Source organism: Pontibacter sp. H249 (genome assembly GCF_037892465.1).
Taxonomy (GTDB): domain Bacteria; phylum Bacteroidota; class Bacteroidia; order Cytophagales; family Hymenobacteraceae; genus Pontibacter.
The window spans coordinates 115479-141012 of the sequence record NZ_JBBKTR010000005.1; the positions used below are offsets into that span (position 1 = coordinate 115479).

The 25534-nt window shown below is 43.4% G+C and carries 24 protein-coding genes, 3 tRNA genes and 1 pseudogene; 8 read left to right on the plus strand and 20 right to left on the minus strand.

The window, feature by feature from the left end:
* The first annotated feature begins 4 nt into the window (after window positions 1–4).
* The 5 genes from WG943_RS08795 to WG943_RS08815 all read left to right on the plus strand — a co-directional run bounded on the left by WG943_RS08795 (window position 5) and on the right by WG943_RS08815 (window position 8117).
* On the plus strand, window positions 5–2770 hold the full coding sequence (locus tag WG943_RS08795) for an McrB family protein (protein ID WP_340408272.1): 2766 nt from the start codon (window positions 5–7) through the stop codon (window positions 2768–2770).
* Window positions 2771–2774: 4 nt separating this feature from the next.
* A complete protein-coding gene (locus WG943_RS08800; protein ID WP_340408274.1) occupies window positions 2775–4049 on the plus strand; it encodes an McrC family protein in 1275 nt (424 codons plus the stop codon).
* A gap of 30 nt (window positions 4050–4079) precedes the next feature.
* Window positions 4080–6749, plus strand: coding sequence for a UvrD-helicase domain-containing protein (locus WG943_RS08805; RefSeq protein ID WP_340408275.1), 2670 nt, complete (start codon window positions 4080–4082; stop codon window positions 6747–6749).
* Window positions 6750–7145: 396 nt separating this feature from the next.
* Window positions 7146–7697 carry a hypothetical protein gene (locus WG943_RS08810; RefSeq protein WP_340408277.1) on the plus strand — a complete coding sequence of 184 codons (552 nt, stop codon included), beginning with the start codon at window positions 7146–7148 and terminating at the stop codon, window positions 7695–7697.
* A 6-nt stretch (window positions 7698–7703) separates the two neighbouring features.
* A complete protein-coding gene (locus tag WG943_RS08815) occupies window positions 7704–8117 on the plus strand; it encodes a DUF2569 family protein (protein WP_340408279.1) in 414 nt (137 codons plus the stop codon).
* Between the two features lie 236 nt (window positions 8118–8353).
* On the opposite strand, the gene WG943_RS08820 is transcribed toward WG943_RS08815, so the two are convergent.
* The 20 genes and pseudogenes from WG943_RS08820 to WG943_RS08915 all read right to left on the minus strand — a co-directional run bounded on the left by WG943_RS08820 (window position 8354) and on the right by WG943_RS08915 (window position 22540).
* Window positions 8354–9007 (minus strand): CbrC family protein, encoded by a 654-nt coding sequence (locus tag WG943_RS08820; RefSeq protein WP_340408280.1) that lies wholly within the window; start codon window positions 9005–9007, stop codon window positions 8354–8356.
* 122 nt (window positions 9008–9129) lie between these two features.
* Complete coding sequence (locus WG943_RS08825) at window positions 9130–9690, minus strand: hypothetical protein (protein WP_340408281.1); 561 nt, start codon at window positions 9688–9690, stop codon at window positions 9130–9132.
* A 39-nt stretch (window positions 9691–9729) separates the two neighbouring features.
* Window positions 9730–10329: a hypothetical protein gene (locus tag WG943_RS08830; protein WP_340408282.1), complete on the minus strand. Its 600-nt coding sequence runs from the start codon at window positions 10327–10329 to the stop codon at window positions 9730–9732.
* A 61-nt stretch (window positions 10330–10390) separates the two neighbouring features.
* Window positions 10391–11116, minus strand: coding sequence for a DUF4184 family protein (locus tag WG943_RS08835; RefSeq protein WP_340408283.1), 726 nt, complete (start codon window positions 11114–11116; stop codon window positions 10391–10393).
* Between the two features lie 127 nt (window positions 11117–11243).
* The gene (locus WG943_RS08840; protein WP_340408284.1) at window positions 11244–11945 is read right to left on the minus strand and encodes a hypothetical protein; all 702 of its coding nucleotides are present in this window, start codon (window positions 11943–11945) and stop codon (window positions 11244–11246) included.
* A gap of 252 nt (window positions 11946–12197) precedes the next feature.
* Window positions 12198–13391, minus strand: a complete 1194-nt coding sequence (locus tag WG943_RS08845; RefSeq protein ID WP_340408286.1) for a tetratricopeptide repeat protein — start codon at window positions 13389–13391, stop codon at window positions 12198–12200.
* Window positions 13384–14088, minus strand: a complete 705-nt coding sequence (locus tag WG943_RS08850) for a hypothetical protein (RefSeq protein ID WP_340408288.1) — start codon at window positions 14086–14088, stop codon at window positions 13384–13386. Before WG943_RS08850 ends, WG943_RS08845 begins: the two co-directional genes overlap by 8 nt.
* Window positions 14089–14122: 34 nt before the next feature.
* Window positions 14123–14476, minus strand: a complete 354-nt coding sequence (locus WG943_RS08855) for a hypothetical protein (RefSeq protein ID WP_340408289.1) — start codon at window positions 14474–14476, stop codon at window positions 14123–14125.
* A gap of 44 nt (window positions 14477–14520) precedes the next feature.
* Window positions 14521–14775 carry a hypothetical protein gene (locus tag WG943_RS08860; RefSeq protein ID WP_340408291.1) on the minus strand — a complete coding sequence of 85 codons (255 nt, stop codon included), beginning with the start codon at window positions 14773–14775 and terminating at the stop codon, window positions 14521–14523.
* 95 nt (window positions 14776–14870) lie between these two features.
* Window positions 14871–15497 carry a hypothetical protein gene (locus WG943_RS08865; RefSeq protein ID WP_340408293.1) on the minus strand — a complete coding sequence of 209 codons (627 nt, stop codon included), beginning with the start codon at window positions 15495–15497 and terminating at the stop codon, window positions 14871–14873.
* Window positions 15498–15536: 39 nt separating this feature from the next.
* Window positions 15537–16052 (minus strand): PsbP-related protein, encoded by a 516-nt coding sequence (locus WG943_RS08870; protein ID WP_340408294.1) that lies wholly within the window; start codon window positions 16050–16052, stop codon window positions 15537–15539.
* A gap of 71 nt (window positions 16053–16123) precedes the next feature.
* On the minus strand, window positions 16124–16840 hold the full coding sequence (locus WG943_RS08875; RefSeq protein ID WP_340408295.1) for a hypothetical protein: 717 nt from the start codon (window positions 16838–16840) through the stop codon (window positions 16124–16126).
* A gap of 216 nt (window positions 16841–17056) precedes the next feature.
* Window positions 17057–17320: pseudogene (locus tag WG943_RS08880) on the minus strand (c-type cytochrome); the annotation flags it as partial.
* Window positions 17321–17332: 12 nt separating this feature from the next.
* Window positions 17333–17536, minus strand: coding sequence for a hypothetical protein (locus WG943_RS08885; protein WP_340408297.1), 204 nt, complete (start codon window positions 17534–17536; stop codon window positions 17333–17335).
* A gap of 129 nt (window positions 17537–17665) precedes the next feature.
* Window positions 17666–19672, minus strand: a complete 2007-nt coding sequence (locus WG943_RS08890; protein ID WP_340408298.1) for a YCF48-related protein — start codon at window positions 19670–19672, stop codon at window positions 17666–17668.
* On the minus strand, window positions 19669–20316 hold the full coding sequence (locus tag WG943_RS08895) for a hypothetical protein (RefSeq protein ID WP_340408300.1): 648 nt from the start codon (window positions 20314–20316) through the stop codon (window positions 19669–19671). The genes WG943_RS08890 and WG943_RS08895 overlap by 4 nt, the downstream gene beginning before the upstream one ends.
* Before the next feature lie 33 nt (window positions 20317–20349).
* Window positions 20350–21606, minus strand: a complete 1257-nt coding sequence (locus WG943_RS08900; protein WP_340408302.1) for a J domain-containing protein — start codon at window positions 21604–21606, stop codon at window positions 20350–20352.
* Window positions 21607–22123: 517 nt separating this feature from the next.
* Window positions 22124–22197 (minus strand) — tRNA-Arg (locus WG943_RS08905).
* Between the two features lie 69 nt (window positions 22198–22266).
* Window positions 22267–22340: transfer RNA gene (locus WG943_RS08910), tRNA-Pro, on the minus strand.
* 113 nt (window positions 22341–22453) lie between these two features.
* Window positions 22454–22540: transfer RNA gene (locus WG943_RS08915), tRNA-Ser, on the minus strand.
* A gap of 316 nt (window positions 22541–22856) precedes the next feature.
* Here WG943_RS08915 and WG943_RS08920 point away from each other — a divergent pair.
* From WG943_RS08920 to WG943_RS08930, 3 genes are all read left to right on the plus strand, one after another.
* Window positions 22857–23828 carry a VWA domain-containing protein gene (locus tag WG943_RS08920; RefSeq protein ID WP_340408304.1) on the plus strand — a complete coding sequence of 324 codons (972 nt, stop codon included), beginning with the start codon at window positions 22857–22859 and terminating at the stop codon, window positions 23826–23828.
* On the plus strand, window positions 23825–24772 hold the full coding sequence (locus tag WG943_RS08925; RefSeq protein ID WP_340408306.1) for a tetratricopeptide repeat protein: 948 nt from the start codon (window positions 23825–23827) through the stop codon (window positions 24770–24772). Before WG943_RS08920 ends, WG943_RS08925 begins: the two co-directional genes overlap by 4 nt.
* 147 nt (window positions 24773–24919) lie before the next feature.
* Window positions 24920–25525, plus strand: a complete 606-nt coding sequence (locus WG943_RS08930) for a TetR/AcrR family transcriptional regulator (RefSeq protein WP_340408308.1) — start codon at window positions 24920–24922, stop codon at window positions 25523–25525.
* Window positions 25526–25534 lie beyond the last annotated feature (9 nt).

Below are 25534 nucleotides of genomic sequence, written 5' to 3' on the forward strand. Positions count from 1 at the left end.
GTTCATGAAAAACTCAGAAGCACTTGCCCAAATAAGAGAAGGTATAGAAAAGGAAATACAGCAAAATGGTTGGGGATTTAGCCTATACCCGAAAAGCACTAGCAAAGAATGTTGCTTATACGTAATAGCCTCACAGGTAACTGACAAAACTGACGTAAATGATTCTTGCCAATTAGTTAAAAACTATAAAGGCATAAACCCCGAAAACTTTGGCGACCTAGATAATATAGATGAGCGAATAAATCAGGGTATAGCAGAGCTTAAAAAATACGCATCACTTTGTGGGCTAAATGGTCATTCTATATTGCAAGACCCTATAAAAGAGCTTGTCAATAAGTATAAAGAAGATATCCGCCATAACGGGCTGCGAGAAGAACTCTATAAATGGCGACTCCTTCAAGAGTACAAAGGCAGGCCAAATACTGATGTACCTGATTTTACGGCAGAGATCAAGTCTATAGATTATTCAAATCTGATCTATGGCGTAGGTATAGGTGTTATCCATCATCTAGCCAAAGGCCGGCCTGAAGAATACAGAGCTTCTTTTAAAGTATTATTCGATGAAGCACTACCTTTAGCCGAAAGGTTAAACTATTTTTCTTCTGAAACACTCAAGCTGTTCAGGGAGTTACAGCCGAACCCCAAACACTCCCACCATCACGATGAGCGGACGATGGCTACACTGCTTACCTATTATAACCCGGACAAATATGCCTTATATAAAGACTCCTTCTATCAAAAATATTGCAAGCTGTTAGGTATAAAACCCAAGAGAGTAGGTGAAAAATACCAGCATTACCTGGAGCTTTTAGATGAATTTATTACAAAGTATATATCAGCAGACAAAGAACTGTTAGGCTTGGTAGATGATCTGTTGCCGGCTGATGCTTTCATGGATACTAACCGGAAAGTATTGGCCCAGGATATATTATACAGAATGCTCGACAAAGGTTTAGAAGAAATAGAAATCGGAGATGCCTCTATTTATAAAATCTCTATGGGCGACTTTAATGATCAGGAAATAGCGGACTGTATTGATCAGAAAAAGATTATAGTGCATCAAAATACTAAGCCTTTAGGTCAAATGCGCGAAAGCCAGGGTTTAGTCTATTCCACTAAGATGAGTATAGGCGATTATTTTTATCTTACTCCCGGCAATAGAAATCAAGCCGTTAGTCTCCTTGGAAGAATAACCGGTCCTGCAATCCCTGCAATTTACAATAACTTTGGCGATGATGGATGGCTTGAAAGGACGTTTGAAATAGTAGCAGCACCCAAAAATAAGACTAAGTATACAGGTAAGCAGAAATGGTGGACTCCTAATAGGAATAGTACTTGTGTTTCTATTAGCTATGATGAGTTAGATGAAGCTAACAAATTGCTCATCGAGCCTTATTTTATGGCGAGACTTGTGCGTAACTCTGATATAAAGGGTGACGCAACTGATCTTGAAAATAGAAATGAAATTGAATTTATAGAAAACAAAATGCCTCTCAACCAGATTCTTTATGGTCCTCCTGGCACAGGAAAGACCTACAATACTATCAATATAGCTTTGGAAATACTTGGTATTAATGCTGATAATACTGATCGGGCTGAGCTGAAGAAGATTTTTGAAGAAAGAGTAGCTGCTGGTCAAATCATGTTTACAACCTTTCACCAAAGCATGAGCTATGAAGACTTTATAGAAGGGATAAAACCACAGGAAGCTTCTGACAAAGAAGGAAATCCTATTATTACTTACAAAGTAGAGCCTGGAATCTTCAGAAGCATCTGTAAAGCTGCTTCAATACAAGAAGGTGTAAATAGTTTTGATGAAGTTTATGAACAGTTTCTGGAAGATATTCAGACAGATGACTCACTTGTTCTAAGAACATCAACACATAAAAAACCCTTTAGAGTTTCTGTTAATTCAGTTAAGAATTGCGTGGCAAAAGCCGAGACAAATGTTGGTACGCCAATGGTCGTGACAAAAAACATGTTACGTGAGTATGTACTGAAAGGCGAGGTATTGGACTGGAAACCATATACTATAGGTATTGGTGACTACATCAAGTCAAATTATAGTTTGCCTGTAAACCAGCATATTCATCAGACAAAACCATACGTCCTGATCATCGATGAAATTAATCGTGGCAACATCTCCCAGATTTTTGGCGAACTTATCACTCTGATCGAAGAAGATAAGCGACTAGGCGGCAAGGAGCAATTAGAAGTAACTCTCCCCTACAGCAAAGAGAAGTTTGGCGTACCAGCCAACCTCTACATCATCGGCACCATGAACACCGCCGACCGTAGTGTCGAGGCCTTGGACACTGCATTGCGCCGCCGTTTCAGTTTTGTTGAAATGCCACCAAGGTATGATCTGGTGGGGCTTCAGCAGGAAGTGGCAGGCTACAAACTGGCCGACATTCTGCAGAAGATAAACCGAAGAATAGAGAAGTTGTTGGGCAAGGATAACCTGATCGGGCACAGCTATTTCCTTTGCGTTAAGAACACCGAAGATTTACGAGCTGCCTTCCAGAACAAGATCATCCCGTTGTTGCAAGAGTATTTTTATGGCGACTATGGTAAGATTGGTTTGGTGCTGGGAGAAGATTTTTTCAAAGAACTGGATAAGGTCGAAGAAGAAGATGTTTTTGCCTCTTTCGGCAATTACGATCCGGCTGGTCTGGCTGAGAAACAGGTATACCATTTGGCTGAACTGATCGGTAAAGACCGACTGTCGGACGACGACTTTTCAGCTGCTCTTAATAAGTTGATGAAATAGGCTCATGCTTGAACAGGATGACCCTATACGGGTATTTGAGCATAGCAGTCTCTGGGCACATAAGGGTGAGCCAGGAAAACGCCTCACTGATAAGCAACTGCAGGCGCTGCAGGCTTTCCATGGCGAGGAAGGTATGCCCTACTATACCCTTATCCATAAAGGTGTCAGATTCACAGAGTATGTAGGTGTGCTCCAGGTGGGAAACCTGACCATAGAAGTGCTACCGAAAGCAGACAAAAACGACAGCACTGCTCAATGGCATAAAATGCTGATCGGCATGCTCAAAGCTGTCGGTCTGTTTGATATACAAGCTCCGACCAGCAGTAAGCTAAGCCTGCGCGCCAACTCTATTCTGGATCTGTACTTTACGCTATACCTGCAGGAAGTAGAGTATCTGCTGCATCGCGGGCTGGTGAAAAAATACCGCAAAACAGAAAGTAATGCAACCGCACTCAAAGGCAGTATACAGTTCGCGCAGCACATCCAGAAAAACCTAGTGCATCAGGAGCGATTTTACGTGCGCCACACTACTTATGATGTACAGCACCAGCTCCACCAGATCCTATACAAAACCCTTCTGCTGCTTAAGCAGATCAATACCAATCCGGTGCTACAAAGTAAGATCGGTTCTCTGTTGTTGAACTTCCCAGAGCAACCCGACTTGAAAGTAACCGAAGCTACTTTCGAGAAGATCACATTCAACCGGAAAACAGAAAGTTATAGCAAAGCGTTGGAGATTGCCCGAATGCTGCTGTTAAACTACCATCCAGATGTGAGCAAAGGTCAAAATCATGTACTTGCTCTGATGTTTGACATGAACATGCTTTGGGAACGTTTCGTGTATGTGAGCCTGCGCAAAGGCTTCCGTAAAGCAAACCTCAGCTATACCTTACACGACCAGGTGCACAAGTATTTCTGGAAGCCTGCAAAAGGGAGCCGTAGTAGTATCAAACCAGATATTGTCATTAATAAGGATAAGGCGGGCTGTGTTGTACTGGATACCAAATGGAAGAACTTAAACGGCTATAATCCATCACCTGATGATCTACGGCAGCTGTATGTGTACCATGAATACTACAAAGCAAGCAAAGTAGCTCTGGTTTATCCTGGTGTTGACTTGAGCTCAAGAAGCGGCCGGTACCTATGCCAGAACACAGGCAGCTTAACCGACAAAGAGTGTAGTGTTATCTCACTTCCTGTTATAGGAAATATAGATGCCTGGCAAAAATCTATCTATACTCATATAGCTGATTGGTTAAACAAGCCAATTCTTAACTAAGATTAAACTGATAAGCATCACAAAATTATTATGCCCTTATTTATTCTTGCCTTAGCTTCCTTTATTGGCTTTCTCTTTTACAAATGGAACAGTAACAAAAAGTTAAAAGCTGAACTTCAGCAACTGTTGTCTAGCAAGCTACAGGATTTGAACGCGGCAGTTACAGCTTATGAGGTAAACCTAGACTATAGGCTTGGCTATTTTACTAATTCCAAATTGGATGCGTGGTTATCTTGTTACAGAGAACTATATGCTTCTTTAAATGGAAAGCGGACTGAAAAGGCCAAACTAGAGCATAACAGCACAGTAGTTGTGAAGAAGTTCCTAGACTATTACAAGAACGCACAAAGCAGCAGAAGCAAGTATAACACAACCTTTGTCAAACAAGAACTAGTCTCCTACAAAGACTTCTTTGACACAGCCGCAGGCAAGCCACTTGACATGCAGCAAAGAACAGCCATCGTGGAGGATGAGGATGCAAATTTAGTCATTGCCGGGGCAGGTTCTGGTAAAACCACGACCATTGTTGGCAAAGTAAAGTACCTGGTTGAGCGCTACAAGACAGATCCGGAGAACATTCTGCTTATTTCCTTTACTAGGAAGTCTGCCATAACACTCGCCTCCCGCGTGAATGTGGAGGGGGTTATTGCTAAGACCTTCCATAGCTTTGGCATAGATGTAATCAAGCAGGTAGAGGAAAAGCGCCCCTCTATCTTCGAAGAGCAGCAGTTTAAGCCGTTTATCAAAAAGACCTTCAATGAGTTGATTGAACGGGAAGAGTACTTGGCGGCGGTTACAGACTACTTTACCAACTTTCTAAAGCCAGTCAAAAACCAGTTTGACTTCAAGAACCAGGGCGAGTACATCCAGTACATCAAGGACCAGAACTTCAGGACCTACAAAGCATACACTACCTCCAGTAACGGCAGGACCACCCACCGAATGGAGATAGTCAAAAGCATCGAGGAGTGCCGGATCGCCAACTTCCTGCTCTTCAACGGAATCAACTATGAGTATGAGTACCCTTATGAGTTCGAGACGGCCACGTTAGACAAACGCCAGTATAAGCCTGATTTTACCATCATTCAGGACGGCAAGCGGGTTTACCTGGAGCACCAAGCGATTTCTAAGGATAACAGCGTGCCTCCTTTCTTTGCGAAAAGAGGTGAAACGCAGGAGCAGGCGAACCAGAAGTACTGGAGCAAAATTAACTGGCAACGGGACGTACACAGGCAGAACGGAACCCGGCTGATCGAGACCTATAGCCATGAAATGCTTGACGGAACCTGGGTTGCCAGCCTCACAGAGAAACTGCGGAACGCCGGAATAAAGTTGTCTCCGAAGTCGCCTAAAGAAATCTGGGCTATCATCAACCATACTGCCGGCGAGGAGGTGGATGGCTTTGTGACGCTGTTCCAGACGTTCATCACCCTGATGAAATCCAACAACTACACCGTAGCCGATCTGACTGAACGCAACGGATCGGTGAAGGATGAAATGTTGGCAGAAAGGAACAGGCGGTTTGTCCAGATCATAAAGCCCATCTTTGAAAGATACGAGGCACACCTGGCTGAGAGGCAGGAGATAGACTTCAGCGACATGATCAACAAAGCCACAGCCTACGTTGCTGCCGTCGCTTACCAGAAGAAGTTTGACTATATCATCATTGATGAGTTTCAGGACATCTCCATTGGGCGCTACAAATTGATAAAGGCACTAAGGGACAATAACCCCGGATGCAGGATCTTCTGCGTGGGCGACGATTGGCAGTCGATTTACCGCTTCACGGGCAGCGACATTACCCTGTTTAAGGACTTTGAGCGCTACTTCGGGTATTGCATCAAATCAAAGATCGAGACCACTTACCGCTTCTGCAATCCGCTTATTAACCTGTCGAGCGAATTCATACTTAAAAACGACAGCCAAACCGCCAAGTTACTCAGGCCGGCGTTTCCGGACAAGAAGACAAAATATGATCTCGTCTATACGCCTTCGGGCGAGCAGGGCGATTCGATAGCGGTAAAGAACATCTTCGATGAACTCCTGTCCACGCATGCTGACTTAGACAAGAAATCTGTCTTCATACTGGGCCGATACAGCTTTGACCTAAAGAGGCTGGAGGACAAGAACAGCGCCTTTAGCATTAAGCGGAATATATCAATCAAGGAGATTGAGGCAGGCCACGAATTTACACGCGAGGCAGACATTGTAGAGTATAACCCCATCTGCAGACCGAAGGTGAAGGCTGAGTTCCTGACGGTGCACAAGTCGAAGGGGCTTGAGGCGGACATTGTGATAATCATTAACTGCAACTCCGGCAGGCACGGCTTCCCTTCAGAGATGTCGGATGACCAGGTGCTTAATCTATTGCTTAGTGATGCTGACCAGTACGAGAACGGTGAGGAGAGACGACTGTTTTACGTAGCCATGACCAGGGCCAAAGAGCAGGTTTATTTCGTGGCAGACGAGACCTATAAGTCTAAGTTTATAACCGAACTGGAAGTTGGCAAAAAGGATAAAAAGGTAAAGAAATGCCCGGACTGCAAAACCGCCGACTTGGTTGTTAAGAAGAAAGGCGTCGCCAAAAACGGAAATCTCTACACATTCTGGGGCTGCACGAACTTCCTCTACGGCTGCGATTACTCTAAAACGGAGTGGGACAATAAAACGGAAAGGCAAAGGGCCCTAAATGAGGCCTGAAAATTGTTTAAGCCCTTACACCTTAGCTAAAAAATAATCTAAAATCTGACAGAACCGCCCATATAGTATTGTAATGTATTTAGCGGTAGACGTGTAGCTTCCTTCTTATACTAGCTAATAAATATGAAGACACCTCAGATAGTAATTATGTGTACTACTTTTATACCCTGAAAATACCTTCAAAAAAGTTGTGTGCAGATGGTGTGCACATAAAAAAAGCATTCACAAGTGTTACATCATAAGTACTTGATTATCATTTGCTCTCGTTTGTATGCCTGAATAATTTATAAAAAGCCTTAAAACTCATTATTACTGCATATCCTTTTAGGAAAAAAGGAAGCTTTTCTCTACTTTTCTTTTGCAACAGTTATAACCAGTCGCTTACCATATTTTCTCATGACTTACCGCCAGAAGAAAAACAAGAACAACATCTGCATTGAAATCGGTGAAGATTGCCTGACCTACACCATTAAGGACGACAGCACTAACAGAACGGAAAAGGTTCCTTACGAGAATATCCTCAACGACAAGTACGAGTTCTTCGAAAGCAACAAAGCCTACAAAAACAACGCTATCTACACGGGCGTAGTGGGAGCCATATTTCTGGCAATAAACATCTTCTACGGCACCAAGCTTTGGGCATGGCTATTCATGCTTGCCTGCCCTACCTTCTTTTACCTCTACCACAGGTCAAAGGCTGCATTCACCGTGATCAAGACCTCTAGCGACATCAACATGTTCATTCTGCAGGACAAGCAGCATAACGAGGTGGTAGAGAGCATCTACAAGAGCAGAAACAACTATCTGCAGGATAAGTACCTGAGCATCGACTATGACAATGATCAGCAGCGTGAAATGAGCAAGTTCGCTTGGCTGTTTGAACTTGGCGTTATAAACGGTCGTGAGTTTCAAGTGATACGGGAGGAAATAGAGAACAGCATAGCCTAAGTAAGTATGAAAAGCATTCTCAATGAAAACGCCTACGAAGATGAGGGAAGAAAAACTGGTTACGGTTTATGGCTTTACCTGCTCCTCTTGATCGTGGGTTATAACGGTCTGAAAGCAGCTATGACTTTGATTCAAAATGCCTCACTTGATCTAGTGAACTTGGTGTATGCGCTACTTTTGATAGTGATAGCCATTGCTACTACGATCAGCTTTTTTGCCAGAAAGCGATGGACACCGATGCTGTTCATCTCCTTTTTCCTGTTGAACCTGCTCTACATCGTCTACATCTCCATAGCTCTGTATTCTAACTATCCCGATCGTATTGACTACTTCTCTTTGGTTCGAGTAGCTGTGATGTGCATTGTGGTAATCCCGTACATGCTGCGATCTGAAAGGATTAAAGAGGTTTTTGTGAAGTAACATATGACTTTAACACTTACACATTCTTCAATCCATAATGTAGGTGTTTACTGTGGATGAAAGCACAGCGATAGCATAAATGATTAAAAACCATTTCACGAGCCTCTTCCTGTCAACAGAATGTCTTAGGAAAGGGTAAAACAGAAAATAGGCTATACCTATAATGGCAAAAAGATAAAGTACAGCCTTTGTCATGTATATGTGTTGATAACTTGCGAACGCCTGTGCTGACAACCTCAGTCACAGTCCCAATTCCCCCTTAACTTACCGCAATGCCTGCATTCAAAAGCATAATATGTAGCATACCATTCATCTAACTCATCCTTACCCTCTGCAAGAGACTCGTCCCAGAGGTGGTTAGATTCTGCATCAGTCATGGCAAGGAACAGATCACGCCCGTTTCCAGTGACGCTGTTCTTGTAGAAGTCTTTTGGCTCCCACGTTCCCTTGTAAACCATGAAGTCATTGCAGTGGGTTAGCCACAATTCCTTCTGCCACGTCAGAATCTGGGGAGTTCGCCTTAGCTCCCGCAGTGTTTCCTCGGCAATCGGAGGCGGATTGTCCATATTGTGGCTGTATATTTTCGTCAGTCCGTTCTCATCCAGCATGCCATATTCCGTGTCGTGCCAAAACTCAAAGGATCCTTTCCGAAGGCAATCTACGCACCCGACTTTATCATCCTTCTCTCCTTCCCCAAACACGTCTGTGATCGCATATTCAACAGAGAAGCACATCTCACTGATCTGACCACAGAATGAGCAGACATGCTCGTCATCCAGTAGATCGCCCATATCCTCTCTGGGTCCCTTAAAATACAGAAATCCCATGTGTACAATAATTTTGTTGCTGTTTATTAGCCTGCGCTGCAAAACACCTTCTGCCTTCTCCAAATAATAAAGTAATTACCACCAAAGCCAGTAAATGAAAAAGTGAGACAGATCCTGACCGTAATAAGTTATAACTAAGCAAAAACAATTACTTTCATGAACAAGGGAAAAGGAGCTTAGCTACGTTACGGTGTAAATACAGCTATTCGCTTTTGACGCTGTTTCTTCTTCTCTTTGATTGATAACACAACTCCTACAATCATTCCTACCAGTCCGCCCATGTAGCTGAAGTTGTGCATGGAGCCTACAGACACAAAACTCACCTTGTCTATTAAATTTTCTGGAAGCCACCAGTCTATACTCGTTGCTGACAAACAGAAGTAACCGTAGGCAAGCCCGAGCAGCCCTGTGATAAAAGCAACCAGCATGGTAACGGAGAATGCTTTCATCGTAGCCTTGAACATGGACTTTCCGTCCCTATGGATCAATCCAACAAGCCCTAATATCAGCCCGATCGGCACCCCCATCCACCAAGTAGCTAAAAAACCAACATACGATACCTCAAGCCGAGGATTCGGAAAGATTGCCTCATTGCCCATGTCCATCAGCCCGAACTGGTAAAACTTGAACTTTGTGTAATATTCAGGTGAAATGGAGTAAGTCAATTGATCATGTGCAATACCATATATCCCACCGAGCAAGGGTGCGATCACTAAAATCAGTAGTAGGATCAGGAACTTATACATCTTTATTCTTTTATCAAACAGTTCTATTTATAAGCTGTGTTAGCTATGCAGTACTTCTAATCCATTCTCCTTAGTAATCCAATCCAGAAGTCCCATCAGCACCTCTATGTTCCAACTGTCTTCATAATACAGGTTCATAAAAAGGCTGTGATCACTCTTGCTGCCAATGACGAGGCGGTCGTATTTCTTTTCATAGATCAGGTCTTCCCAACCAATGGTTTGTAGCTGCTCTTTTTTGCCGCCTCTGACTAAGATCACTCCGACTCGGGAAAGATGGCAGTTACCGAAGCGCACAACTCCGCCCTTGCTGAGCGCCTCTGCCTCTCTGTTCAGTACCTGCTCATTGACTGGATTCCAGATCTCATCAATAATTTTGCTGCTTATGCCGTAAAAGTAGTCATTGCCCACCCCAAACCAACTCCTGAAAGTAATGTCCAACTGGTCGCTCTGTGTTTTAAAACCGATGCAGAACTTCCTGCCTATAGTGAACTTATAGAACTCAATGGAGCTGATCCAATATCTAATCCCTATGATCTGATCAATCTTGATCGTCTTCCCATTATACTGGATCATCCCATCGTCAATCAACAATGGTTTGTCTGCTTTCCCAAAGGAATTAACCTTAAGCGCTTCCATCATACAACTGTAAGATAATGATTTTCATTTGCAAGACACCTATACCATCTAAGCAAAACAGATACTATGTTCTGCTGAACCTAAGAAGCGGTGTTAAGACAAGAGCCATAAAGAATGCGGCAATGCCTGTGGCAATCACATGCCCATACAGCCTGTAGTCCAAGCCACTTAGCAGCCTGATTGCCACAACTAAAACGGTAATGGTAAACACCATGCACCAATAGCTGATGCTCACTGCCTCCTCTACCCTTTTGTTTTCTGGGAGCATCCAAACAGCCAATACTATCAGAAAGCCTCCAACCACCGTGCTTGAGTGCTGCAAAACCTTGTAGACAGGGAGCTGCCAACTTCCTATTAGTATCGAGGAAGAAAGAGAAGGTATGGCATCCACAAAGAAGCCATGCTCGTGTGTGAAGCTATCCCATAGCAGATGAGAGGCTGCTCCGACTAAAATCGATGCTATGACTACTAACCATTTCCTCTTGAAGTAGGTGGTAAAGTCAAATCCCCTGTAGCTTTCAACACGTGATATTATGAAGCGGGGCGAGTTATCAATCAGAGGATTCCGCACAAGATGGTGAAAGACAAAGGCGAGTAAGATCGCCAGAGGCAGGTCAAACCAAAACAAACCGCCTATGGTGTGGCTATACTCGCTACGCACTCTCATCCTCAGAAAATACTCAAAGTCAGGAACCATGCTGCCGATCACAAGCCCTGTGAGCGAGTACCACTGGCGAGGCAGTAAAGTCAAGGGCAAAACAGCGGCTGGATGAGAAAAGGTAAAAGGCATAGTATGAGGGGTTACTTCAGTTTAACATGGTAGTTGTCCAGTAGCCTGTAGGCACTCCCTCCAAGAGGCAAACAGCGTAAGGGCAACAAAAAGAAAGAGTAGTTTCATGTGTTTATCAATATGCATTCTACATTACAATCGCACCAGAAATAGCTGCCATCACTCTCAGCCACATCAGGAACAAGAAGAAAACCAATCCCACAAAGACGAACAGCAAGCTTGTATATCGCCTGACACGGAGTCTTTTCGCCCATATGACATTGATCAGGCTCAGCAGCACCATTGCCGCAGTCGCTGTGCTCACAACAACCAAGAAACTCTGCGCATAAGATCTTTTGAGTGCCAGCGCATCCATCTCCCCAAGAGATGCTATGGCTACACCCCAAAGGGCAAACAGCGCAAATGGCAATATGACTGCTACTCTATAGTATAATGGGTACCTCCCTTTCTTTGCAAGCCTTACGCCAAGGAAAACAAGCAACGTCACCGTGAGCAGGAACGGCAGTATCGTATAGAAAACGGAAATTCCCTGTTCATAAAAGCTATGGTTTATAATGTGCCAGTGCATGTCACGGCTCCCATCCTCAGCGCCATATGTCCAGAATCCGACCTTCTGCCAGTGGTCAAACTCACCCTCCGCTTCCAGTTGCCCGTTCCTGTGGAAATACTGCGCCTTCCCATGTCGAACATTAGCTTGATACCGCTCGATGTGCAGCAGATTAGGGCTGTCGCCATAGTATTGGTAAATAGTATAATTCGGGCTTCTCTTCAGGAAGTATGCGGCAGAGGAATCTTCAGAACTGCTGAACGTATTGTACGAGTAGACCACTTTCTTGTCCAGATCCCATTGATGCTTCCTGTTTCCGTTTTCCAGATAAACCTTTTCTGAGACCACCTCGCCATTCCGCACCACCTGTATGGACTTCACCTTTCCACTTGGATAGTGCGTGTAGACGGTGTCGGTGGGCGAAGCTACTGTAGAAGCAGAGATTATGGAAAGCCAGAGAAGAATGAATACTCTCATAAGAATCGGGTACATGTTAGAAAATGGGGAAAATCAGCAGAGGAAGTTAGAGTGAATTTAGTTACATTTCTTTTGAGACGTTCTAATATGTGACTCCACCTCTAAAATAAGCTCCTCAATCAAATGTGTTTTGGGATCCAACTGCTTTGCCTTTTGGAGCAGTTTCAGAGCTTCTGCATATTCCTTCCTATCAAGATGATAGATGCCAAGGTTACGGTACCCATAGGAATTATCAGCTTCAAGCCCGAATGAATACCTAATGTCACTAAGTCCTTCTTCTTCCATCCCACACTTCAGCTTTGCCAAGCCTCTGTTATTGTAAGGGTAGGCGAATGAATTGTCTTCTTCTATTGCCCTATCGAACAGCAGAATCGCCTCCCTATGCCGCCCAAGCAGATTCAGTGTGTAGCCCATGTTGTTGAGGGTGTATTTGTTTGACGGATCAAGTTGTAGTGATTTCTCATAGCACACCAGTCCCTCCTCGTACATGCCTAACTGTGAACTCGCAAGACCTGCGCTTCCATAGTCATTCGCATCCAACTCGTAAAAGGATCTAAACTTCTCTGTCAGTCCTTTTGCTGCACCGTAGTCGCCTGCCTGCATACAGCTTGAAATTGCCAGCCTGTATACCTCTTCGCCCGTCTGCCCCTTTCTCAGCATTCCCTCAAGTATCTTTGAAGCCTCTGCATAAGATCCTTCGTTGTAGGCACCTACCGCAGCATCGTATTCTCTGGATAGGCTTTTGTAATTGATGAGTTGTTTCAGCCTATAGCCATCATTATACGCTGTTCTTCCATCAGAGAGAGGAATTGGAGTACTGCTCGGCACGAGGTTCACAATCAAGTCCAGAAGAGCGCACCCAAGAAACACAATGAGAATAAGCTTGACGGCTCCATGCAGATCCATCACGAAAGTAAAGTAGCACGCAGTAAGTGTAATTACGGTGGAGGCGATCGGACCAGCAAGCACGATTAGGATCTGCCTGTTAACAGAAACATGCTTGGCAGAAGTAATGCAAAGACCAGATCGCCACGAGAAGAAGTTGTACTTGATCCATATTTCTAAAAGACCAGCACCAATCCTAAAGCCCTTTCTTTTATCCCCATAGGATCCGACAAAAACAGTCACTTTTTGCCTTGTAAGCAGCATGGCGGGTATGGCATGTCCAAGCTCATGCAAGAGAGCCGTAAGCGGTCTGGTGATCACAACCAGAAAGCCCAGCATGAGAAACACGAACGAGACGTCACCCATTTAGCTTCGCATACATTGTACCCAATATGGATAATATAACAACTACTGACCACCAGATGCTACGCTTCGTTTTCCTGTCCACGTTCTTGCTCGTCTGCACCTGATAGACAGACCATGCCAATCCTGATACTAAGATAGTTCCAGCAATCAGCACAAGGTACTTGTTAGTGGAAACGTAAACAGTAGCCATCAGAATCAACCCTCCTACTATCAAGGGTAACATTAACCGCTGTAAAATACTCCTTGCCTCTTGGTTCTTTACCTCCCCCATCTCACTTAGAGTGGCTGAAAGCTTATCATGATCATGCACCAGTTCGCTCACTATAATAAGATCTGTAAGATTCTTCCCCTTTATGAGATAGCTGCCGCTGGGGTACCTAATGATCTCCTGTATATCCTGCTTAGGGATCTGTACAGTCGGAGTGTTTTGCTGCTCCCTTATCAAACATTGGTCTTCTACTGTCAGGCTGTAACTGTTGAATAAAATACGCTGCCGATTCAGACCACGGTACATCCCAAAGCTTACTGCAACAAAACTGATCACCAGTACAAAAGGGATCGTATCAAAACTGGCATTATTGTAATAGCTGATGCCAATACCAGAGAGTAGTCCAAGCACCATAAAAGGCAGAATGATTTTTAGTGTCCTTTTCTGAATCACTTTAAAGCCATCTTTCCTGTTTCTATATACCTCCATAGCGGTGTCAATTTACTATTTAGCTCAAAAGATTTTATCTGCTATTCATGTTTCGGGTGTTGATCAACACGGTGTTCTCTTTGGCTTTGTCTCCATAAATTGCCTTTGCTGCCTGTAAAGAAAGCACCTCCACGACTATTAGATCCGATGGCTTCAGCTCCTTTAGCTTTGCCACTTCCTCTGGATCTACCAGATAACCGTCCATGACGAAAAGATAATCCGATGGCGCTTTCGTATAGGCTTCAACCTTCTCCACCAGTTTCTCGTGCAAGGTAGCTGCGCTATCAGCATCATGGGAGGTGGTAGCCTGCTGACTTACTCTTGGGCTACAGGAAGCGGCAGCCAACATCAGGACAGCAGGAATCAAAAATTTCTTTATCGTGATCATATTCAGATTGAAAGTTAATAATACTGGTAAGAACAATGAAGTTATCAATTGGAGAAGAACAGGATCGTTCCAACTAACGCTCCCACGCTCAGGGCAACTAAAGAAATGACAGCAATCCTGATTGGGTAGTCTCTACCAACCGCCACTACGCGTGACTTATAAACAAGCCAGTTCAGAAGCCATATACCCACAGAGACGAGAAAAGAGAGTATAAAGAAGCCAAAATACCTATTCAGGAAGCTTACCAGCAGCTCCTCCTTGAGCTTTGCATAGCTGTACTCGCTGCCAAGGTAGAACACAGCTGACCAAAAACCTATGAGGCAAAGGGCAACCGATATAAGAGCAAAATTGAAAACTCGCAGGACAAGCATACAGCAGGGATAAGCAGCTTAACTTACTCCTTTACCTGCACACTCTCAGGCAAATCAAAGTCACCCTCGGCAAATTCCATCGGGGTAACCTCTGTTGCGGTGGAAGTCCAGACAAAGCCGTTCTTCTTGCTTGTCATCACGAACTTCAGCGTCAGGGCACCGTCCGTGGCTTCCAGATACTTGTTCCACTCCCCGAAGGCGTGCTTTGCGAATACCGCCTTGTCCACCTTTACCTCAGGTGAGTAGAAGTACACGGTGGAAGCATCGTCTGTCTCTACCTTGACCGCCTTACACGCATAGCCTGCCACGTTCTCTGTCACGTCCAGCGGTGTGATAATGCACTTCTTGGACGTTTGAGTGCTGCCGCTGATTTTTTGGGCATCCAAACCATTGGTAACGGCATAGTAGGTGTTGGAAGCGGAGTGATAGAGCTGTTGCAGCTTATCCTGACTGTAGGACTTATAGTTTCTGCTGTCGATGTAGTAGTGCTGGTCGCTGCCCACGTAAGGTGTCAACCTATCGCTGATGTCATTGCCCTTCAGGTCGGTAAACGAGTACTTGTACAGGATCTTTCCCGTGAACGGCTTCTCTTCCACTCGGAAAGAGGTCAGGAGTATAACAGCAGTAAAGAGCAGTAAAATTTTTCTCATATGGATGTGTTAAGGGTGCTGTAGTAAATAAAATAAAAGCTAATAGCGTAGGCTGGATGCTACCTTGTCAAACAGCGGCTGGAACTTAGGAAAGTTCTCCGAGGTGGTCACCATGGTCAGGATCAGTACCTTGCCTTCCTTGTTGGCAACCAGCACGTAGTTATGCATATTTTCCCCGCTGTGCTTGTTTTTGTGCTTCTCGATCAAGTATTTGTAGCGCCTTTCGTTGATGGTGGTGTCGCCCTGCTCAACAACTTCAAAATCTTCTGCCTCGCCAACGCTTGCAAGAAACTCCTTATATGTCTTGTCCAAGTCCTGCTCATTACGGCCAAGGACATTGATATTGTAGTTTTCCCTCGGCACATCCGCCTCGGTCTCCTTCTGCCTGAGAGCGATGAAGTTCACAGACTGGTTTGCAGGCACTCCGTAACGCCAGCCTACGGGCACGCCCACCTCAAAACCATTCACGGTGTCCCGTACCATGGCAAGGTCTTGGCAAAAGCTGATGGTGCTAAAGATGAATACAAAGAGGAGGCTTAGTAAAGAGTGCTTCATAAAAGTCGTATATAAAAAGAGCGAGGCTCAACCGAAGTATAGTTTATTTGCTGGATCACAGGGAATTTTTATTAAGTAGTGTAAAAGAAATACCAACCATCCCCAAATTCTATCAAGCGAACGATGACAAAGCCAAAAGGCGGTAGTGTTTCACCTTCCTTTAGCTCTTTTGCAAAAGATTTCACATACCCGTACTCATTGTCAACAAAACCGTCAACGGTCAAAATCAGGTAATCATCAGTACGTTGAAGGGAAATGGTATTTGAGTTCTCCAATCTATCTCTTAGCTCACTAACCTGCTCAAGTTTTAAGTTGTGTTCAGTAATGTAGGAACCAAAGGCTTTTTCAATATCTGCTTTATTAGTATAGCTCCTTCCATTTGAGATCGCCTTGTCATTCAATCTTTTCTGATACCTAAGCATGTCTGTCATTTCGTAAACCTCAGCTTCTTTGCTTAGTTCATCTAATCTGTTTAAGTCCGCCCTGTTTGTGTAATAATGGAGAGTATGCCCAATATTTAGGCGGGGCACCAAAAATGAAAGGCAAAAAGCTGCTATGATCATAGCAAAAGGAACATAGGAAGCCAGTTTCTCCACTCCATTAAGAGGTATCAAAACCAGAGAGAAAAGAAGCCCGAGAAGTGTTATCCCCATTAGCAGCAGCACATCTATAAAGGGTCCTGTTAGTAGGGAATACTGAAGGTCAAAAACACATGCCAACAGAAGCATGCAGCTAAAGATGAAAGCTATGATTTTAACACCCTTCGCAAGTGGTTTTCTTAACTGCATGCTCTGAATTGTTGTATCTTTTGGATTTAAATATTTAGTGGTTATTCGGTTCCCGTAGCGTTTGCACAATTAATATACAAAAAATTTATTGTCGTCACCATTCGCCATTCCTCCGTTCAGAAAGCAGGTATCTAACTCAGAAACAAAACCATGCATTCTATATGGTTAACAAACCACTTGATGCCCATACCAAATCACTAAAAAAATTATTTATAGCTACCGTGCTGCTGACTCAAACTCTATATGAGCAATAATGGAATCTATCTCCGCCTCCGTTAAGTTGAAAGCAGGCATAATCATCTGGTCATTCTCCTGAAAAAGCTTCACCGCAGTCTCATCCCCGCTTTCCACCATTTTTTGGGAGTTCGAAATAAACGCATGCAGCCAAGTCCTCTCTCTGCGCTTATGCACATCCATAAGGGGCGGACCAACCATCCTAAAGTCAATTTCATGGCAGACCTTGCAATTGTTATTGAAAAGAACCCGCCCTGTCTAGTTCGGAGTTAGCCCAAGCTCCAAAGCTGCGGCATAGTCAGCACCATCAATGGCATAGTCGTCAATGGTAACACCACAATAGAAGACTTCTTCCTCAACGGCTGCATTTTGCCTAAGGTAAAATGTTCCCACTAAAAGCCCTATGGTGATGATTGTCACCAATGTTAGCAGCACCATGATGTTCCTTAGAATATAAACCATGCCTGAATTATCTATTCCTTAGTCACTCCACAATGAGTGTAATATTAAATTTTCAAGCTTTTATAAGGCGTTTGATCAGTACCGAAATACTCACAGCACCAAAGTTTCCACCTTCCCCCATGCTACTCATCAGTAAGCTGATTGCTTTACCTTTCTGCGGTACAAGAAGTCTGCTATCTTGAAAAGCGCATAATTCTTCTCTGCTGCTACGCTCAGGAGGAAGTCGCCTCTCGTCAGTTTGTCAACCATTCGACCAAAGTGGATGGAGTTGGACTTAAGCTTCAAACCTTCAAAGTCCACCGTCCATGGCGAATGGAGGTAGTTCGGCTTGTCACTTGAACTCTCGACAATCAGTTTCTTTCCATCTTGAAAGACGAAGATAACCCTTCTCCATTCCGTTGTGGTACTCCAATTGCCGTAGTCCTGCATAAATGCTTGATCTATCACCTCATCGGCTATATAAGACAAAGAATCTGCAACATTCTTATAGAACCCGAAGTCGGTGTTCTCTCCAAGGAAGGCGTATAGATCATCTGTTTTGAATTTGTCGATGCCTGTTTTCTTTATCCGCTTCTCTTCCCTGTCTATATACCTCTTGAACTCGGATATGTCTCTATCGGATATCTGCAAGCTCGTAAAAGACACAGTTTGGAATCTTGATTCATCGACTGTTTCAATAAACTGGCGAAGCAGATTGCTATCTATCTCATTAGGCATGCTGGACAGATAACCTACCGTTGATCTTTTTGTATCCAGAATCAGTCGACCACTCTTTCTTATATAGCTTCTCCTGCTGTTGTCGGAGTGAAAGCACCCTTGGCTGCCAGTCTCGATGTGAAACTCAGCTATGCTGTTCTGTGAGGTGTCGAAGAGGCTTTTGGGGAGATCATATCTGGTAAGTTGCACAAGCTGCTCATCCAAAGCGTAATACTGCTTCAGGTTGGCATCGGCAATTAGTAACCTGTTATCAAAAACTGTTGCGTTTCCGATAGGAAAGTCTGCTGTCATGTAGCGGTACCAGCTTTTGCTCTTCTTATCGTAGCGCAGGATATCCTTGTATTGAAACCCATAAACTTCGCCACCATACTTAACCGTAGCATAAGGCTCTGGAATCGGAACCTCATCGGTATACAAATCAGACGATATGAACACCTCTGGACTGACTTTGTAAACTGTCTCGTGAGTGAGCGCAAATAGGCTTTCATTGCGAACGGCAATTGCCGTAGGATTAGCCTTTAGCTTGCTTTCCGATTTCCATATAGGTTTAAAATTGGAATCGTAAAGCTCTACGAAGCGATCCTGCTTTATCACGTACAGCCTGTCGGACTCAGTGACCTCAAAGTCAATGATATTATTGAGCTGCTCCCAATTAATGCTATCGGACTTTGTAATGAACACCCTTCCTTGCTGGTTGATGATATAGTACCCACCGAACATGCGCACTTTTCTGATGACGGGTCTATCGTGCTTGGACAGCCTTGTATATTTGCCTTGCGATAGCGGTGTCGGTAGCTTCTCCCAAGATATGCAGTTATCGGAAGTCCTGTAGAGGACGTTCCAGAACGAGCCGAAAAGCCCTGTCTTTTCATCGCATGCGAAATAGATAGTTGAAAATCGTAGATTACCTGTCTGCTCTACCTTTGGAAAGGTCTTCCATGTTTTGCCGTAATCACTCGTGTGGTAGATGAACTGCGAGCTTCCGCTCAGCCACGCTTTTCCATTTTTGTTAACATAGGCAGCGTCAAGCCAACTACTATTGCCGAACCTTACCTTGTTCCACGTTTTACCATGGTCTACGGAGTGGTAAATGAAGTCTTGGTTTCCGTTCTCCCCATGAATGAAGCCTGAAATCATCATGGTGTCTTTGGAAAAGAAGCTAACTCTATCAAAAGAACCTGTAATTGAAAGAGAATATTCGTCTTTGGAGGTGAACGGGCCGAAATGCCAAAGCCCACCTATCTGCTTCGTGTAGTATACATTACCTGCCCTTGTTCCAACCCAGATTTCTTCTGATGGGGATATGCCAAGTTCTGACACCGCTCCTGATACTGGCAGCCTCGCCAAGAACTCGCCTTGGCTGTAACCAGTCAGAGGCATCCATAGCAAAAGCACCAAATGCAATATTCTCATTATCATTCTGATGGGTTTTGGCTTTCTACATTTGAATAGGTACAAAGACTTTGGCAGTTTAGGCTATTCTTAATTTTAATCTCCTGGTAAAGCCTATCAAACTTAACAGCATTGGTGAGCCGCTTCAATGAGTTGAGGGTGATGGAATGCTGGCTTCTTTTGTAATTGTTGAGTTCTTCTGTAGCCAGAACATAAAACTCCCACTGATCCATATTTAGTGGGTCAATGGTAGCTTTATCTGCATGATGTAGCAGGCAGAAAACGTAAACGTCAGCACTACGCTTTGCTATTGGTGCGCGTTTGTTTAGCTCCCAATCCCAGGGTCTTGTAGGCTTTATGCTGAACGATATTTTAGAAAACTCGTCCTGTTTCCAAGACAGTAGATAGGCCGCTGACTTCACTTCAATCTTAATGCCACCTGGTGTCAGCAGGTCGTATGCATCCCATTCTACCCTGGCCTGCTTGATATCAATGTTAGTGGCCGTAGCCACGATAAATTCTGCCAAATGGCCTCTGGTGGTATTGCTCAAGATGCTCGATGCGCTCCACCTCCAGAAGTCTATCAAAGTATGACTTGACGCTTGATTGTTGTAGCTAAAGTTTTCCTGACCTACCTTTAATGAAGCTTCGATTCTTTCTAATGAGGACATCTGTTATTTGTTAAAAATGATGGAGCCTGCAGACTATTTGCCACCAAAGAACCCATCTAAAGTTAGTGGGCGAGATTCCATGTTCCCGTTAGAAACAGGGTATAGAGTGATTGTGTAAATGGAGTACTCTTTGTCATTTTGCTTCATCCTAATCAAGTCATCCGCATCGTCTGATACACTAAATGTGGACAAAGTATCAAATGAACCCTTAATCTTACCGTTAAACATTATGGTGTCAGGGTTCCAGTATTTGCCTTGAAAACTTTTTAGGTAGTACGTCCCATTTGGGATACTCGTCATTACAAAAGACTCTCCTGCTCTGATATACTCGTTTCGGATGGTCCTATAAACTTTTTCATTTCTGATGCCTGTAACTGGTGAACTATAGTCAACCAAACATACTACTACATCCAAATCTTGCCCGTTCTTAATCTCCAATTGATTTTTGTAGTTCTTATCGTATACAGGTTCACCGAAATAGTCATTGTAAGGGGAGTCTCCTGTTTTAAGCTGATTGTTCCTGTATCTGCTCACTCTATGCCTAATCTCAGGCTCTGAGTCTATTACAGTTGTACTACCTACGGTTGGGCTTGCAGATGTTGGTGGGGTATCAGATGTGAAGAAGAAAATCCAGATAAAAACACCAGCGATGCCAATCCACTTGGCTGCACCTAATAGATTACCCCTCTGCTCTTTTAAAATTATTTTGCGTAATGCACTTTTTTCCTCTTCGTAAATTCTGACTATTAACTCATTATCTGGATAAGCGAGTCTTACCAATTGTTTTGAATATTTCTGAATTCTTCCTTTCGACAGGAATTTATAAAGCCCTAAAGTCGAGTGTATAATTCTATGCTTACTCTCAATATCGTTTGAAACTATTAAGCACTGCATTAATTCTTCATTAAATGCTTCATCTAACAGTACATTAATTTTATTCAAGTTAACGTTTTTGAGCTTTAACTTTCCGACTTGTACATACAAGGCCTCAATACTGTTAGCCAATGATTTAATAGATGATTTTGACTCTTGCTTGGTTTCTGTGCGATAGTTGAAGGATGCATTAGCAGTTTCCGTTTGTTTGAACTTTGCATCATAATTCCTCCTTCTAACAGGGTTAGAAAGTGTCTCATAAGCTTCTTGAAGCTCCTTAAACCGCTCTTCGAAATACCTGTCTCCCGGGTTTTTGTCTGGATGGAACTTCAGCGCTAGCTTTCTATACGTCTTCTTTATTTCTTCATCAGTGCAATTGAGGGGCAGTCCAAATATTTGGTAGTAATTCTTATTCATCGGGGTGCTTTATATACCTCTATTTTCTATTGATTATTTGCCTTACGTTATTATCTATCGAGATCAGTAAATCTCCAAACACAATATAAGATAAAATTAATATTAAAATGTTTATAGATTAAGTTTTATGTAATGTGTTTAGCTGGCAGAACTTCTTTTTAAATTAAAAAAAGCTTGCTGATTAACAGGCAAGCTTTATGCTCTAACCACCAGAGTTGTGACTGAAAAACAAATCATGTATACCATACATCATTACAAGCTCTGATGATAATTAGAATACAGCAATAGTTTGATATGAGAATTTAAATTTACCATATCAAAGTAGCAGCGAACCCATGCTGAAACTTAATAGATGTGTAGCTCTGAGTCAGAGCACTGAAAGTACTTTTCGAGTTGAGAGGGTAACTGTGTGTAATGTATTATGAGCTAGGATTAGCCTCTTGAGAAATGTGTGCAAATTGTGTGCACATAAAAAAAGCACTTACAAGTTTTACCTCATAAGTGCTTGATTATCAAGTGATCCCGTTTGGATTCGAACCAAAGACCTACTGCTTAGAAGGCAGTTGCTCTATCCAGCTGAGCTACGAGACCAGCGTTTTTAGGAGAGCTTTGCTCTACCCTTAAACAAAAAATTTCGGAATTGCTTCCGAAATTTTTAAGTCGGGGTGGCAGGATTCGAACCTACGACCTCCACATCCCAAATGTGGCGCGATACCGGGCTACGCTACACCCCGAACTATGCTTTCAACTCCGGTTAGCGATTGTGTCGCTGTTAATGTTGAACGCGGTGCAAAAGTAAGCGAAGAATTTAAATTGTCAAAACTTTTTCAATTTATTTTTTCGCTTGCGGAGGAGGGGGGATTCGAACCCCCGGTACCGTTTCCAGTACGGCAGTTTAGCAAACTGCTGGTTTAAGCCACTCACCCACCCCTCCGGGACTCTTCCTGCTAAAGAGATTGCAAACATACAACATTACCTTTTATAGCGCAATAGTAAACCCCAAAAAATAACTACAAAAACCTTCTATAAAGCACCTCTCTTACTATAACTAACTGATAGTATTCAGCTTCCTAAATTAAGAAAATTATAAAATTTTTAAATCTTTTTTACACCTGCTGCTCTATCGAGCTGATTTATACTTTAGTCGGTTGCTAAATGTAGTATGCATGGCGGCTAAAAGCACTAATAATGGTCGCATTTTGTATATTTGTAGGTAAGCCAAGCTATAACTCATAGCTTCTACAATATTCATGACCTGGTACCAAACTCTTACAATACTGGAGATTCTGTTCGGCTCACTGTTTTTTGTGCTGTACATAGGTTATTTAATGCGTGTCAGAAAAGTGGCTTTATTTTTTAATCAGCGTCCGCACGTGGTCTGGTTTAAATTCCTGCTCCGGCACCTATACGTGGCTCTGATCATTGTTGCCATACTTGGTCCTTCTTTCGGTGCCATGAAGAAAGAAATCAAAACTATCGGGAAGGACCTGTACATTGCCGTGGATCTCTCGCAGTCGATGAACGCAACTGATGTGCAGCCATCACGACTAGAGAAGGCCAAAAGAGAGATCCAACGCCTTATTACAAGGTTTAACTCTGATAAAATTGGGTTGATAGTATTCTCGAACGAGGCTTATCTGCACAGCCCGCTCACTTACGATCAAAATGCACTGCAGCTGTATACTCAAACTCTACGCACCAGCCTCCTACCCCACTCTGGCACTGATTACGCCCCTGTGCTGCAGCTTACGCTGGATAAATTTGGAACAAGCCTAACAGCCGAAGCAGAAGAACAGAAGGCAAAGGTACTTGTACTAATAAGCGATGGCGAGGATTTTGGAGGCAATGTGGAACAGTTGGCAGAGCGGCTTCGCATGCAAAACGTAAGAGTTTACACACTAGGAATAGGTACTGTAGAAGGCAGCCGTATACCAGAGGGCCGCAGCTATAAACGTGACAACCAAGGGCGCTATATAACTACAAGCCTCAAACCTAGTCCGCTTAGCCAACTGGCAGAGCTAACCGATGGACAATACTTTGAAGTAAACAACCGGGTAAGCGAAGTTAGCCGTCTTATTAGCGCCATAAATAATATCGAAGGTGAACTGCGTGAAAGCAAAACTGTTGACGTAACGGCCAATAAGTACATATATCCTCTGGCACTTGCCCTTTTGCTTATACTTTTGGATGTTCTTATTTCTGTTAGAGTAATAAGGATATGAAAAGTATACTGTTAACCATATTTCTGATAAGCATACTTGGAGGAGGTTTTCGCTCTATTTCTGAAGTTAACGAGTACGCCAACAAAGCGGCCTTAGCTTATAAGCAACAGCAGTACCAGGAGGCCCTAGTAGCTTATGAATACTTATTGAATGACCTAGAAGTAGATGACGACCAGATAAGGCTTAACCTTGCCCATACTTATTACAAATCCGGAAGATTGGCAGAGGCCTTACAACATTACCGCCTGCTCACAGATAACCCCGCAGAGCATCTACGCTCGGTGGTATACTTACAACTTGGCAACATTGCAACAAAGCAAAAAAAGTATAAGCATGCTCTCTCGCTTTACAAACAAGCTTTAGTGATAGCACCTGAAAACGAGGAAGCGCGCTATAATTATGAGCTCCTGAAAAAATACCTGGTTCTTTACCCCGAAAAGAAAGAGCAACCGCAAGAGCAGTTGCAAGAGCCAGAACAGACAGAAACAGATAGTACGCAACTACCCCCACCTGCCCAGGAGCAGGCAGAGAAACCGAAGCAAAAGCCTGACCCAAATGGCGAACAGGAAGAAGAAACAGAGCAACCGCAACCTGATGCAAATGGGCAGCAAGGAAATGGTGGCACCTCTCCAGAGCAGAGCGAGCAAACTCCAGAACAAAAGGAAAAAGAGCAGACAACTGGCAGCACCCCCGGAGATACAGAAGGCTTAAACAAAGATAGCCAGTTTGACCCTAAGCAGCAGGAACGCAGTAACAGCAACGAAAGTATAGCAGAGTCCGACATAAGAGCTCAGACTCAGCGCGCGCGCCTACAGAAGGCAAATATTAGCCCTGAGCGTGCAAGACTACTTTTAGATGCTATGCGCAGCGCAGAGATGCAGTATATCCAGCAACTACCTAAAAAGGCCACCAAACAGCCCGACAAAACTAAGCCTGACTGGTAGGTTACCTCATACCACTCTGTTTTAAATTAAAAGCCAGAAGCGCAGGAGCTATTATTCTATTAATTATTTTCATCTAGTATATCTTAATCAAGCTTAACATATCCTTGCCTATTTAAAACCGATTGGTTTATTTTACGTTTTCAAAGTATGGAAGTAAGAATTTCAAAGTCTGAACGTACAAGGCAGCTGATAATAGAAAAGTCTGCACATCTCTTTAACCAAAAAGGATATGCTGGCACCTCTATGCAGGATATTATGGTTGCCACGGGCTTGACCAAAGGGGGTATATATGGTCATTTTGAGAGCAAAGAAGAAATTGCCCTCGCAGCTTTTGAACATGCAACAAGCTTTGTAACCAGGCTAATTTCTGAAAAGCTGGCTGCCCATACTTCCGCTAAATCCAAACTTATATCTTTAATCAACTTTTACAGAAGCTATTTATTAACTCCTCCAATTTTAGGTGGATGCCCTGTTTTAAACACTTCAGTGGAAGCCGACGATACTAATCCGCAGCTACACGCCAGTGTTGTTAAGGTACTAAACAAGCTGCACAGGGCAGTAGCAAATATTGTGAGGCAAGGTATAGAGCAGCAAGAGTTTAAGCCTAGCGCTGATGCAGAGCGCTTTGCCGTTTTGTTTATTAGTATGGTTGAAGGCGGCATTATGGTTTCCAAAGCGTACGGCGACACTAAACACCTTAACATTGTGCTTCAGCATCTAGAAGATCAAATTAACACAGAACTTATTGTATAAATTTTTTTA

What these genes read in the sequence shown, in the direction of transcription:
- WG943_RS08795 (WP_340408272.1), top strand. Translation starts at nt 5, where the DNA reads ATGAAAAACTCAGAAGCACTTGCCCAAATAAGAGAAGGTATAGAAAAG.
- WG943_RS08800 (WP_340408274.1), top strand. Translation starts at nt 2,775, where the DNA reads ATGCTTGAACAGGATGACCCTATACGGGTATTTGAGCATAGCAGTCTC.
- WG943_RS08805 (WP_340408275.1), top strand. Translation starts at nt 4,080, where the DNA reads ATGCCCTTATTTATTCTTGCCTTAGCTTCCTTTATTGGCTTTCTCTTT.
- WG943_RS08810 (WP_340408277.1), top strand. Translation starts at nt 7,146, where the DNA reads ATGACTTACCGCCAGAAGAAAAACAAGAACAACATCTGCATTGAAATC.
- WG943_RS08815 (WP_340408279.1), top strand. Translation starts at nt 7,704, where the DNA reads ATGAAAAGCATTCTCAATGAAAACGCCTACGAAGATGAGGGAAGAAAA.
- WG943_RS08825 (WP_340408281.1), bottom strand. Translation starts at nt 9,690, where the DNA reads ATGTATAAGTTCCTGATCCTACTACTGATTTTAGTGATCGCACCCTTG.
- WG943_RS08830 (WP_340408282.1), bottom strand. Translation starts at nt 10,329, where the DNA reads ATGATGGAAGCGCTTAAGGTTAATTCCTTTGGGAAAGCAGACAAACCA.
- WG943_RS08835 (WP_340408283.1), bottom strand. Translation starts at nt 11,116, where the DNA reads ATGCCTTTTACCTTTTCTCATCCAGCCGCTGTTTTGCCCTTGACTTTA.
- WG943_RS08845 (WP_340408286.1), bottom strand. Translation starts at nt 13,391, where the DNA reads ATGGGTGACGTCTCGTTCGTGTTTCTCATGCTGGGCTTTCTGGTTGTG.
- WG943_RS08850 (WP_340408288.1), bottom strand. Translation starts at nt 14,088, where the DNA reads ATGGAGGTATATAGAAACAGGAAAGATGGCTTTAAAGTGATTCAGAAA.
- WG943_RS08855 (WP_340408289.1), bottom strand. Translation starts at nt 14,476, where the DNA reads ATGATCACGATAAAGAAATTTTTGATTCCTGCTGTCCTGATGTTGGCT.
- WG943_RS08865 (WP_340408293.1), bottom strand. Translation starts at nt 15,497, where the DNA reads ATGAGAAAAATTTTACTGCTCTTTACTGCTGTTATACTCCTGACCTCT.
- WG943_RS08870 (WP_340408294.1), bottom strand. Translation starts at nt 16,052, where the DNA reads ATGAAGCACTCTTTACTAAGCCTCCTCTTTGTATTCATCTTTAGCACC.
- WG943_RS08875 (WP_340408295.1), bottom strand. Translation starts at nt 16,840, where the DNA reads ATGCAGTTAAGAAAACCACTTGCGAAGGGTGTTAAAATCATAGCTTTC.
- WG943_RS08885 (WP_340408297.1), bottom strand. Translation starts at nt 17,536, where the DNA reads ATGGTTTATATTCTAAGGAACATCATGGTGCTGCTAACATTGGTGACA.
- WG943_RS08890 (WP_340408298.1), bottom strand. Translation starts at nt 19,672, where the DNA reads ATGATAATGAGAATATTGCATTTGGTGCTTTTGCTATGGATGCCTCTG.
- WG943_RS08895 (WP_340408300.1), bottom strand. Translation starts at nt 20,316, where the DNA reads ATGTCCTCATTAGAAAGAATCGAAGCTTCATTAAAGGTAGGTCAGGAA.
- WG943_RS08900 (WP_340408302.1), bottom strand. Translation starts at nt 21,606, where the DNA reads ATGAATAAGAATTACTACCAAATATTTGGACTGCCCCTCAATTGCACT.
- WG943_RS08920 (WP_340408304.1), top strand. Translation starts at nt 22,857, where the DNA reads ATGACCTGGTACCAAACTCTTACAATACTGGAGATTCTGTTCGGCTCA.
- WG943_RS08925 (WP_340408306.1), top strand. Translation starts at nt 23,825, where the DNA reads ATGAAAAGTATACTGTTAACCATATTTCTGATAAGCATACTTGGAGGA.
- WG943_RS08930 (WP_340408308.1), top strand. Translation starts at nt 24,920, where the DNA reads ATGGAAGTAAGAATTTCAAAGTCTGAACGTACAAGGCAGCTGATAATA.